Annotated in this window: 7 protein-coding genes; 3 read left to right on the top strand and 4 right to left on the bottom strand. The window is 70.5% G+C overall.

Going from position 1 to position 11,858, the window contains the following annotated elements:
- Positions 1-14: 14 nt before the first annotated feature.
- The gene (gene purL, locus D7V97_RS02510; protein ID WP_120608967.1) at positions 15-3,911 is read left to right on the top strand and encodes a phosphoribosylformylglycinamidine synthase; all 3,897 of its coding nucleotides are present in this window, start codon (positions 15-17) and stop codon (positions 3,909-3,911) included.
- 22 nt (positions 3,912-3,933) lie between these two features.
- Here the strand turns inward: purL and D7V97_RS02505 are convergent, their stop codons facing one another.
- Positions 3,934-5,826, bottom strand: coding sequence for a glycoside hydrolase family 18 protein (locus D7V97_RS02505; RefSeq protein ID WP_120608966.1), 1,893 nt, complete (start codon positions 5,824-5,826; stop codon positions 3,934-3,936).
- A gap of 277 nt (positions 5,827-6,103) precedes the next feature.
- Here D7V97_RS02505 and D7V97_RS02500 point away from each other — a divergent pair, with 277 nt between their 5' ends.
- Positions 6,104-7,270, top strand: coding sequence for a FadR/GntR family transcriptional regulator (locus D7V97_RS02500; RefSeq protein ID WP_120608965.1), 1,167 nt, complete (start codon positions 6,104-6,106; stop codon positions 7,268-7,270).
- Between the two features lie 144 nt (positions 7,271-7,414).
- On the opposite strand, the gene msrB is transcribed toward D7V97_RS02500, so the two are convergent.
- Positions 7,415-7,837, bottom strand: a complete 423-nt coding sequence (msrB, locus tag D7V97_RS02495) for a peptide-methionine (R)-S-oxide reductase MsrB (protein WP_120608964.1) — start codon at positions 7,835-7,837, stop codon at positions 7,415-7,417.
- 217 nt (positions 7,838-8,054) lie between these two features.
- Between msrB and D7V97_RS02490 the strand changes: the two genes are divergently transcribed.
- The gene (locus tag D7V97_RS02490) at positions 8,055-8,474 is read left to right on the top strand and encodes a CBS domain-containing protein (protein ID WP_120608963.1); all 420 of its coding nucleotides are present in this window, start codon (positions 8,055-8,057) and stop codon (positions 8,472-8,474) included.
- A gap of 59 nt (positions 8,475-8,533) precedes the next feature.
- On the opposite strand, the gene thrS is transcribed toward D7V97_RS02490, so the two are convergent.
- Together thrS and D7V97_RS02480 are read right to left on the bottom strand one after the other, a co-directional pair.
- Complete coding sequence (thrS, locus tag D7V97_RS02485) at positions 8,534-9,736, bottom strand: threonine--tRNA ligase (protein WP_120608962.1); 1,203 nt, start codon at positions 9,734-9,736, stop codon at positions 8,534-8,536.
- 260 nt (positions 9,737-9,996) lie between these two features.
- A complete protein-coding gene (locus D7V97_RS02480; protein ID WP_120608961.1) occupies positions 9,997-11,844 on the bottom strand; it encodes an OPT/YSL family transporter in 1,848 nt (615 codons plus the stop codon).
- Positions 11,845-11,858 lie beyond the last annotated feature (14 nt).

Below are 11,858 nucleotides of genomic sequence, written 5' to 3'. Positions count from 1 at the left end.
TCGCAAGGTCCTCCATGCTCACGCTGCGCGGGGCTCCGGCCCTCTCCGAATTCAGGCTCGCCAAGCTGCTCGTCCGCTGTCGGGAACGGGTGCCTACGGTGGCCACCCTCTATTCGGAGTACGTCCACTTCGCGGACACGTCGGCGCCGCTGACGGACGCGGAAGGGGAGCGGCTCTCGCGCCTGCTGGAGTACGGCCCCCACGCGGCGAAGCGCGAGCGCACCGGCACGCTGCTGCTCGTCGTGCCGCGTCCGGGCACGGTGTCGCCCTGGTCGTCGAAGGCGACGGACATCGCGCACCACTGCGGCCTGGAGAAGGTGCGCCGCATGGAGCGCGGTATCGCGTTCTTCCTCACCGGCCCCGGCGGGCGCGCGCTGGAGGCGGACGAAGCCGCGGGCGTGGAGGCGGTGCTGCACGACCGGATGACGCAGGCGGTGCTGCCCCGGCTGGACGACGCGGCGGTGCTCTTCACCACGCACGCGCCCCGGCCGCTCACGCGCGTGGACGTGCTGGGCGGAGGCCGTGCCGCGCTGGTGAAGGCCAACGGCGAGCTGGGCCTGGCGCTGGCGGAGGATGAGATCGACTACCTGGTCGCGCGCTTCACGGAGCTCCAGCGCAACCCCACCGACGTCGAACTGATGATGTTCGCGCAGGCCAACAGCGAGCACTGCCGGCACAAGATCTTCAATGCGTCGTGGACGCTGGACGGAAAGAAGCAGGAGCGCTCGCTCTTCCAGGCCATCAAGAACACCTTCGCCGTGAGCCCCGGCGGCGTGCTGTCCGCGTACAAGGACAACTCCGCCGTCATCGAGGGCTTCGAGGTGGACCGCTTCTTCCCGCAAGGCGAGGCGCGCGAGTGGGGCGCCGTGCGCGAGCCCGCGCACATCATGATGAAGGTGGAGACGCACAACCATCCCACCGCCATCTCCCCGTATCCGGGCGCGGCGACGGGCGCGGGCGGCGAGATCCGCGACGAGGGCGCCACCGGGCGCGGCGCGAAGCCGAAGGCGGGGCTCACGGGCTTCTCCGTCAGCCACCTGCGCATCCCGGGCCATGCGCAGCCGTGGGAGGTGCCGTACGGCAAGCCGGACCGCATCGTGTCCGCGCTGGACATCATGATTGACGGCCCGCTGGGCGGTGCGGCGTTCAACAACGAGTTCGGCCGGCCCAACCTGTGCGGCTACTTCCGCAGCTTCGAGCAGCAGGTGCCCACGGCGGACGGCGTGGAGGTGCGCGGCTACCACAAGCCCATCATGCTGGCGGGCGGCCTGGGCAACATCCGCGCGGGCCACGTGAAGAAGGCCCTGCTGCGCGCGGGCGACAAGCTGATTGTCCTGGGCGGCCCTGCGATGCTCATTGGCCTGGGCGGCGGCGCGGCGTCCTCGATGGCGCAGGGCACGAGCGCGGCGGACCTCGACTTCGCCTCCGTGCAGCGTGACAACGCGGAGATGGAGCGCAGGTGTCAGGAGGTCATCGACCAGTGCTGGATGCTGGGCGACGCGAACCCCGTGCGCTCCATCCACGACGTGGGCGCGGGCGGCCTGTCCAACGCGCTGCCGGAACTGGCGCACGACAACGGCCTGGGCGGCCGGCTGGAGCTGCGCCTCGTGCCCAACGACGAGCCGGGCATGTCGCCGGTGGAGATCTGGTGCAACGAGGCGCAGGAGCGCTACGTGCTGGGCGTGGCGCCGGAGGACCTGCCGCGCTTCGCCGCCCTGTGCGAGCGCGAGCGCGCCCCCTTCGCCGTGCTGGGCGAGGCCACGCAGGAAGAGGTCCTCACGCTCAGCGACCGCGAGCTGGGGGACACGCCCATCGCGCTGCCCATGGACGTGCTCTTCGGCAAGGCGCCGCGCATGCACCGCGAGCACGTGTCGCGCCCGCTGAGGCACGCGCCGCTCAACATCCCCGGGGACCTGAAGGCCCTGGCGCATGCCGTGCTCGCGCACCCGACGGTGGCGGACAAGTCGTTCCTCATCACCATCGGTGACCGCACCGTGGGCGGCCTCACCGCGCGCGACCAGATGGTGGGCCCGTGGCAGGTGCCGGTGGCGGACTGCGCGGTGACGCTGTCGTCCATCCTCTCCAATACGGGCGAGGCCATGGCCCTGGGCGAGCGCACGCCGCTGGCGCTCATCGACGCGGCGGCCTCCGCGCGGATGGCGGTGGGCGAGGCGCTCACCAACCTGGCGGCAGCGCGCATCGCGAAGCTGTCGGACGTGAAGCTGTCCGCCAACTGGATGGCGGCGGCGGGCAGCCCTGGCGAGGACGCGAACCTCTATGCCGCGGTGCACGCGGTGGGCATGGAGTTGTGCCCCGCGCTGGGCATCGCCATCCCGGTGGGTAAGGACTCCATGTCCATGCGCACGCAGTGGCAGGACGACGGCGCGAAGAAGGCCGTGACGTCGCCGCTGTCGCTCATCATCACCGCGTTCGCGCCGGTGCTGGACGCGCGCCGCGCGCTGACGCCGCAGCCGGTGGATGTGGCGGGCGACACGCGGCTCCTGTTGGTGGACGTGGCCGCGGGCCGGCAGCGCCTGGGCGCCTCCGTGCTGGCGCAGTGCCACCAGCAGGTGGGCCCCGAGTGCCCGGACGTGGACGACCCGGCGCGCCTCAAGGGCTTCTTCGATGGCGTGCAGGAGCTCCAGGCGGTGGGCGTGCTGCTCGCCTACCACGACCGCTCCGACGGCGGGCTCTGGGCCACGCTCACGGAGATGGCCTTCGCGGGCCACTGCGGCGTGGACGTGGACCTGGCGCCCCTGGGCGGTGACGCCGTGGCGGCCCTCTTCAACGAGGAGCTGGGCGCGGTGGTGCAGGTGCGCGCGGCCGACGTGGCCCGGGTGCGCGAAGTCTTCGCCCGGCACGGCCTGGGCGCGCATGTCCACGAGCTGGGCCGGCCCACGGTGGCGCAGACGGTGCGCGTGCGGCACGGCAAGAAGAAGCTGCTCGCCGAGGACACCGTGTCGCTCAAGCGCACCTGGTCGCGCGTCAGCTACGAGATGCAGAAGCTGCGCGACAACCCCACCTGCGCGGAGGAGGAGTACGCGGCGAAGTGCGACGCGGGAGACCCGGGCCTGTCGCCGGTGCTCACGTTCGACCCCACGGTGGACGTGGCGGCGCCCTTCATTGGCAAGGGCGCGCGGCCCCGCGTGGCGGTCTTGCGCGAGCAGGGCGTCAACAGTCAGCAGGAGATGGCGGCGGCGTTCACCCGCGCGGGCTTCACCGCGGTGGACGTGCACATGAGCGACCTGCTGGCGGGCCGCGTGTCGCTGAAGGACTTCCACGGCGTGCTGGCGTGCGGCGGCTTCAGCTACGGCGATGTGCTGGGCGCGGGCGGCGGTTGGGCGAAGTCCATCCTCTTCAACCCGCGCACGCGCGACGCGTTCTCCGAGTTCTTCGCGCGGCCGGACAGCTTCGGCCTGGGCGCGTGCAACGGCTGCCAGATGTTCGCGCAGCTGCGCGACCTCATCCCCGGCGCGGAGGCGTGGCCGCGCTTCGTGCGCAATGCGTCCGAGCAGTTCGAGGCGCGTCTGGGCACGGTGGAGGTGTCCCCGTCGCCCTCGCTGTTCTACCGGGGCATGGAGGGCAGCCGGATGCTCATCGTCGTGTCGCACGGCGAGGGGCGCGCGGAGTTCTCCAGCGCCGAGGAGGCCGCGCGCGTGAACGGGCTGGGCCTCGTCACGACGCGCTGGGTGGACAACCGCGGACAGGTGGCGAAGAAGTACCCGGCCAACCCCAACGGCTCGCCGCACGGCATCGCGGGGCTCACCACGAAGGACGGGCGCTTCACCATCACCATGCCGCACCCGGAGCGCGTGCATCGCACCGTGCAGCACTCCTGGGCCCCGTCGGCGTGGGGTGAGGACGGCCCGTGGATGCGCATGTTCCGCAACGCCCGCGCCGCGCTGGGGTGAAGCAGGCCGAGGGGCCTTCCTGCTACTGGAGGAAGGCCTCCCTCATCGCGTCCAGCAGCGGGTTGGCGCCGGTAGCCGGGTCGATGCAGCCCTGGTTCACGGTCCAGATGATGGCGCCGCCGTAGCCCTCCTGCTTCACGAAGGCCCCCTTGGCGGCGATGGCCTGGGGGCTGTCGTAGGAGATCCACGTCACCGTCCCGTCCTCCACCAACTTGTCCTTCGCGAAGGTCACGTAGCTGGCCTGGGCCCTCTCGTCCCAGTGGTACGTGCCCTGCTTCGAATAGCGGAGGATCTTCTTGTAGGTGAACGAGTTGTCCCCGCCCACGTAGTCGGACCAGTCGGTGAAGGGCTGGTAGGGGCCGGTGATGTGGCGCCACGCGAGGCCGTAGAAGGGGATGCCCAGGCCCAGCTTCGCCTTGGGGATGCCCGCCTTCACCCACAGCTCCAGGCTGGAGGCGATGGACGTGGGGTGCAGCCCCTGTTCGCCCTTCAGCGCGGACGTGTGCCAGGACTTCCAGCCGTCCCACGCGCCAATCATCTCGTAGGACATCAGGTTCATCTGGTCGAGGTGCGTCGCCAGCTCCGCGAACCAGGGGTCGGCGTCGGTGGGGAAGTTGGTGTTGATCCAATGGAGCGGGAAGGTGAGGAGCATCGTCGGCCGCGCCTCGCGCAGGGCCTTCACGAGGGCCAGCAACTGGGGCCGGTCCTCCGGCTTCACGGGCTCCCAATCCAGGTCGAGCCCGTCGTAGCCGAAGTCATCCATCGCCTTCAGCAGCGAGCGGACGAACTTCGCTCGGTTCTCGTCGGAGGCGGCGCCCACCCAGCCGTCGTGCTCACCGGAGCCGCCCACCATGATGAGCGCCTTGCGGCCCGAGGCGTGCGCGCGCTTCGACAGCGTGCGGGCGATCTCCGGCCCCCGGTCGTTGTCGAACTTCGTGCTCAGCGTGCCGTCTGCTTTCGGCGTGACGCGGCCCACGAGGATGTGCGTGAGCGCGCTGAAGTCCACCTTCTCCGGTGGATAGTCGTCCGCGTTCCAGCCCGTGTAGTAGCCCGACACCCACTTGCCGCCCTGGCCCGGGGAACCCCTCACGGCCGGGGATGCGCCCACCACCACGCTGGCCACGGCCAGCTGGCTCGGGTCGGCCTTGCTCCGGACCATCACCCGGTACGTGCCCGGCTTGCGGGGCGCGGTGTAGACGCCGGTGGCGCTGAGGGTGCCGCGCTCGTTTCCGGGCTCCACGCTCCACGTCACTTCCGTGTCCGTGCTGTTCGTCACGGTGGCTCGGAAAACGTGCGTGGCGCCCGGAGCCAGGAAGACCGCGGGCGTCTCCAGCGTGAGCCTCACCGGCCTGGGGCCCTGCTCGATGCCGATGTCGTCGAAGAAGAGGGGCGGCAGCGTCCTGCCGCTGTCCTCCTGAAGCCACAAGCCGGTGATGCGCGTGCGGCCTTCGGGCAGCAGCTTCGCCAACGACACGCGGCACGTCGTCCACTTGCGAGCCGGGATGGCGCCGCCCTCGCAGGTGGAGCCCAGTGGCACGCCCACGGGCTGCTCGGCGCCGATGACGACGCGCGCGCGCACCGCCGCGTTCGAGCCGTCCTTTCCGCCATTCACCTTGAGCACCAGCGTGTCCTCCGGTGACACGTCGAAGCCCGGGTGGCCGAAGTACAGCGCCTCCCACGGCCCCAGCGTCACGGAGATCGCGTGGCTGCCTGAGGCCCCTGGCGTGGTGGCGCTCATCGCGTGCGCGCCAGCCCACGTCAGGTCCTCCCAGGGCGACGCCAGCCGGTCCTGATAGAGCCACGTCACCTGGGATGGCGTGGGCGGTACGGCCTTCGGGGGTGGGGCCCCCTGGGAAACACCGCCGAGCAACAGCGCGGTGAGCAGCACCCGGAGTCCGGCCGGAGGTCGTCGCATGGCCTCCCATCCTCGCAGAGGCAGAGGAGGCGCGTCCTGCTTCGGGAGAGCGAGGAGGTCGCCAGGAGTTCGTCAACAACGCCTGTGACCCGAAGTCCACCGCGAGGACGCGCGCCTTCGGGAGGCGCACTTCGCGCCCAACCTGTCTGACTGTCGGACAGGTTCGCGCCGCATGAGGCCGCAGCCGCCCCGGCCCGGCAGGAGACGAGGACGGGTGTCCCTCGCGTCCATGTCAGACCCCTCTGGTTTGGTGGGAGCGACTGGGGCGAGGAGGGCGATGGTGATGGAGCGGGTAGGGCTGGTTGCGTACGTGGAGGAGCAACTCGAGCGTGAGATTTCGCTGGAGAGGCTGCCGGAGAGCGGGCAGCTGGGCTCGGAGCAGAAGTTGGCACGTCGCTATGGGGTATCCCGGGGCACCGTGCGTGAGGCGCTGCGACGGCTGGCGGCGCGGGGCCTGGTGGTGCAGCACCCCGGACGCAAGACGCGCGCGGTGGCGCTGGACGAATCGCTGACGCTGGAGAACCTGGGCCTAGCGCTGCATGACGCGCGCTCCCCGGAAGGTCGGTGGCTGCTTGAGGGATACTTCTGCCTCAAGCGGCAGGTGCTGGTGGAACTGCTGGCGGACTGCTGCGCGAGCGCTTCCGAGGCAGCCCTGGGCAGGCTGGGAGAAGCCTGCTTCAAGCTTTGGGACGCGGCGCGCTGGGAGTCGGGTGCCCGGTGCGCGCAGTTGGAATTCGAGTTGCTGCGGTTGGCGGCCCAGGCGGCGGCCCGTCCCGGTCACCTGCTCCTCATTCAATCGCTGCAGCGGGCGTTGCACGGCGGCGCGGCCCGGCTCCTGTCCTTCATGGGCGGTGAGCCGCTGCGCCAGTGGGCCAGCTGTGCGATGGAGGCCCTGCGGGAACGCGACACGCGGGCGCTCCAGCACCAGTTGCCGGCGCTGCTGAGGACGCGCGATGAGCGCGTGCTCGACGACTTCGCCCCCGCCCCCCAGACTGTCGCTCCAGAAGCCCACCGCGCCCGGGCGTGCCCCGTCGGCGACCTCGCGTCAGCCTCCGAGCAGGACGCTGCGCTGGAGGTACACCCTTGCGTGGAGGCGCAGGGCCTCGGCGGCCTCGCGCCAGCCGCCGAGGACACCGAGGCGCTCGGGGCTGTACCCCGGCCCCATGCGCAGGCCCTTCCCGTGGAGCCGGACCGCGAGGCGCTGCGGTTCCAGGTCGCCCCTGGGCTCAACCCCAGCGACCCTGGTGGTGAGTGCGCCAGAGGGGACGTGTCGGGTGCGGCCTTGGGCAACCTGTCCGACTGTCGGACAGGTTGTGGCGCTTTGTCTCCGGAAGGGGGCTTCCAGTCCAAGCCTCCACCCATAGGCGCTCGCGGACACACCTGCGTGGAGGGTGGGCCGCTTGACTCCTCCATTGCCCACGGCCAAGGACCCCCGGCTTCGTGAGCAGCGACAGCCCTTCGCCTCTTCTTTCGACCAGGAAGCCCCGCACGCCTCCTGAGGGGAAGCGCCTGCGTCGCTGGACCTCAGACGCAGCCGTCCGCGCCGCGCTTGCTCGCCGGATGTGTCAACGAGCTTCTGGCGACCTGCTCAGGCGCGGACCAGCTCGATGGGGCTGCCTTCGGGGATGTGCTTCATGGCCACCGAGTTCATGCAGTAGCGCAGCCCCGTGGGAGCCGGGCCGTCCGGGAACACGTGGCCCAGGTGTCCGTCGCACCGTGCGCAGCGGACCTCGGTGCGCACCATGCCGTGGGACACGTCGCGGATCTCCGTGAGCGAGTCCGGGGACAGCGCCTGGGTGAACGACGGCCAGCCCGTGCCGGACTCGAACTTCGTCCCGGACTTGAACAGGGGGTTGTTGCATCCCGCGCACACGTAGGTTCCCGGCGTCTTGGTGGCCAGGAAACAGCCCGTCCCGGGGTACTCGGTGCCGTGCCGGCGCAGCACGTCGAATTCCTCGGGGGTGAGGCGCTTGCGCCACTCGTCATTGGAAAGATTGAGCTTGTCCGCCATGGGTCCTCCTCCACGTTTCGGGCTGCTGCCTGGAGCGCGTCCTTGGATGCCCCGGCGCGTTTCCCGTCGCACCATATAGCAGGGGAACAGGCGGGGGCCCGGCGCTCCGGTGCCCCCAGGCACGGCCTTCCAGGCCCTGGGACGGGGCCGACGAAGGGGGCCCGGCACGGCGGTTCTACTCCACGGTGGGAGCTCGTCACCCCCGGGGGAGGTACCGATGCGGATCTCGGAACTGATGCACAAGGACGTGGAGACCATCGACGCGGATGAGTGCCTGCGCACCGCCGCGGAACGCATGCGCGCCCACTCGCTGGGAGCACTGCCCGTCACCGAAAACGGCGAGCTCGTGGGCATGCTGACCGACCGCGACATTGCCGTGCGCTCCACGGCCCTGGGAAAGGACCCCAACGTCACGCCGGTGCGGGAGGCGATGACCCCCACCGTCATCACCTGCTCTGAAGACGACACGCTGGATGTCGGCGAGCTGTTGATGGAGGACAAGAACGTGCGCCGGTTGGTCGTCGTCGACGACGAGCACCACGCGGTGGGCATCCTCAGCATGGACGACGTCGCCTCGGTGCCCGGCAAGCTGCTGCGCCCCGGCGAGCTGCTGGAGCACCTCAGCCTCTACTCGTGAGCGCCGGAAGGGCCCGGCATCCCCTTCGCGCGAAGGGAACACCGGGCCTTCACTCCTGATCAGCCCGCCACGGCCGGCTGGCACGCGGCGGACAGCCACGCCACGGCCTCATCCCACGGCAGGTCGCGCTGACTACCGTCGCGCTGGCGCAGGCGGACGTTGTTTCCCTCCACTTCACGGCCGCCCACCACCGCCAGGAAGGGAACGCTGTCCTGGTGCGCACTGGCGACCTTGCGCGACAGCGACTCGTCCCGCACGTCCGCCCGGGCGCGACAACCTGCCTGTCTCAACCGGGCCACCAGTCGTTCCGCGTACGCGGCGGCCCCCGCGCCCACGGATGCCACGACCACCTGTTCGGGCGCGAGCCACGCGGGCAGCGCGCCCCCGTGGTGCTCGAGCAGGATGCCGATGAACCGCTCCAGGCTGCCGAACAGCGCGCGGTGAAGCATCACCGGGCGCAGGCGGGCGCCGGACGTGTCGACGTAGCGCAGGTCGAAGCGCTCCGGCAGCACCAGGTCCAGCTGGATCGTGCCGCACTGCCACGCGCGCCCCAGCCTGTCGTTGAGCACGAACTCCAGCTTGGGCCCGTAGAAGGCGCCCTGGCCCGGCTGCTCCACGAACTGGAGCCCGGCCTGCCTTGCCGCGGACTGGAGCCACGCCTCCGCCTGGTCCCACACCGCGTCGCTGCCGGCGCGCTGGGCCGGACGGCTGGAGAAGGCCACCTGCACGTGGTCGAAGCCGAAGCCCGCGTAGAACGCGCGCAGCGACTTCACGAAGCGCACCACCTCCGCCTCCACCTGCTCCTCCGCGCAGAAGATGTGGCCGTCGTCCTGCGTGAACTGGCGCAGGCGGAACAGCCCGTGCATCGCGCCGCTGGGCTCGCTGCGGTGCACCAGCCCGAACTCCCCCAGTCGCAGGGGCAGGTCGCGGTGGCTGGGCGCCATGCGCTGCACGAGGTGGATGTGGCCCGGGCAGCTCACCGGCTTGAGGGCCAGGTGCCGCTCTCCCTCGGGCAGGCAGAACATGTTCTCGCGGAAGTTCTCCCAGTGGCCGCTCTGCTCCCACAGCGGCTGGGAGAACAGCTGCGGCGTACGGACTTCCTGGTAGCCCTCGTCGCGCATGCGCTGGCGGACGTGCTCCTCCAGGAGTCGGTACAGCATCAGGCCGCGCGGGTGCCAGAACACCATGCCCGCGGCCTCCTCCTGCAGGTGGAAGAGGTCGAGGCGCTGGCCCAGCGCGCGGTGGTCGTGTTCGTCGAGCATCGTCGTGACTCCGTGTGTCGGTCGGGTGAAGAAGCCGGGGCCGGACACGGGACGTGAATGCTGCTTGCACGGTCGCCCCGGCCGGAACTCGGCGGGGCGGGAAACCGTGCGCTCGTCAGACCACCGACACGCGCACCGTTCCCACTCCCGCCGAAGCGGTGGTGGTCGTGGTCGCGGTGGTGGTGTTGACGAGGTTCACGGGACAAGAAGTGCTCCCGGTCGCACGGAAAGTCAAGCCGTGCACCGGGGCAGGGTGGGCTTCAGCCCAGCAGCGCGAGCAGGCCGTACAGGCCCACGAAGAGGTAGAAGAGCGACTCGCCCGCGATGAGGCCGCCGCCCACCAGGGACATGGTGCTCATGTCCTCCGGGAGGACTGTCTCGCCCGGGGCGGGCGGTCGCGCGAAGCGCTTGGCGGCGGTGTTGAACAGCGACGTGAGGATGCCACCCGCGCCGAACCACAGCGCCGCTGGCAGCGCGATGAAGCCGCCGAACGCGGACGCGTAGGGGCTCGCCAGCACCACCGAATCCATCGCGTAACCCACCGCGAAGCCGGTGCGCGAGCCCTGCACGAAGCGCAGGTAGCGGGGATGGCGGCGGACCACCTTGCGCAGGACCTCCAGCGTGAAGCCGATGCCCAGGCCGATGAACAGCGCCTTCACCTTGTGGTCCGACAGCGTGCCCAGGTCGCGGATGGCGCCCACGAACTTGTAGGTCATCGCGGAGCCCCACTGGCCCACCTTCGTATCGGGATGGTCCAGCTGGTTCACGGACAGCACCGGGTAGGCGCTCATGAAGACGTGCGCCAGGCCCACGCACAGCACCGCGCCCATGAAGATGCCCAGCACCTGGTAGCGGAACTGCACCACGCGGTTGGTGCCCAGCCGCCAGCCGGTGGAGCGGTCCTGCTGCATGTCACAGCCCACCGACGTGGAGATGAGCAGGATGGAGGACGCCATCAGGCCCACCAGCGGATCCTTCAGGCCCAACAGCGACATCAGCAGCACGGACATCACGAACGCGCTGGAGATGGGGTTGTTGTCGCTGATGCCGTAGGCGATGCCGTTGATGAGCACGAACAGGAGCGACAGCGCGAGCCCGAAGACGATGAAGCCCACGGGCTGGTGCAGCACCTGCGTGGCCACGACGACGACGGCCGCGCCCCAGCCCAGCACCCAGGCGACGAGCCGGGGTACGTTGACCTTCTTCCACGAGGGCTCGTCGTCCACCGGCGCCTGCGCCCGGCCGCGGATGCGCGCCACCGCCTGCACCGCGAGCAGCGCCAGGTCCACCAGCGCCGCGCCGCAGATCATCGCGAGTGAGATGAGGAAGCCAATCTTCCGGTACGGATCATCGGGCCCCAGCCAACCGATGTCGCGCAGGTCCTGCGTGAGCGCGAAGCCCAGCAGGCCCATGCACATCGCGGGAACGGTGATGCGGCTGCCCACCACCATGCCGGCGCCCACCGTGGAGGTGCTCACGCTCAGCGCGGCCACCTGGGCCACCTTCTCCGTGAGCAACGCCGCGAGGATGCCCAGGCCGGTGCCGCCGCCCAGCTTCGCGATGGAGGCCTTGAGCAGGCGCTTGTCGGTGAGGGCTCGCAGGATGTTGGCCACCGCGTATCCGGACGGGTAGTCCAGCTGGAGCCGGTCCACGAGCAGCGGCGTGTAGAGCATGCCCACGCCCACGCCGAACATGCCCACGCACCCGACGAAGAGCATCAGCTGCCACGCGGGCGGCTGGGGCATGCCCAGCCACACCATGGCTTGAATGAGCACGGACATGGCGCACAGCGAGGCCACCGACGCGGCCATCGTCTGCATGTAGTTGGCGCCGTGCTTGCCCTCCGCGCCGTAGCCGTAGGTGACGACGCTGCCGAGGATGCCGGAGAGCACCTGGCTCGCGACGAAGAAGCCCAGGCTGAAGTTCATGTACGACGCGGCCACGCCACCCAGCGGGCCCAGGATGAGGATGGCCACCGTGGCGAGCAGCAGGTGGTACTTCCACGTGTTCACCGCGGGCAGGAAGCGGAAGCGCGGCGTGACGGCTTCGGACGCCGGCGACAGGGGGACGGAAGGCTCCGGCGGGAGCGGCTGGGCGGGGTGGGCCATGGGTGCCGCGGAGG

Origin of the sequence: Corallococcus sp. CA053C (genome assembly GCF_003611675.1) — a bacterium.
Classification (GTDB): Bacteria; Myxococcota; Myxococcia; order Myxococcales; family Myxococcaceae; genus Corallococcus.
Note: the sequence above shows the minus strand (reverse complement) of the source record. Positions and strands in the feature narration are given on the sequence as shown.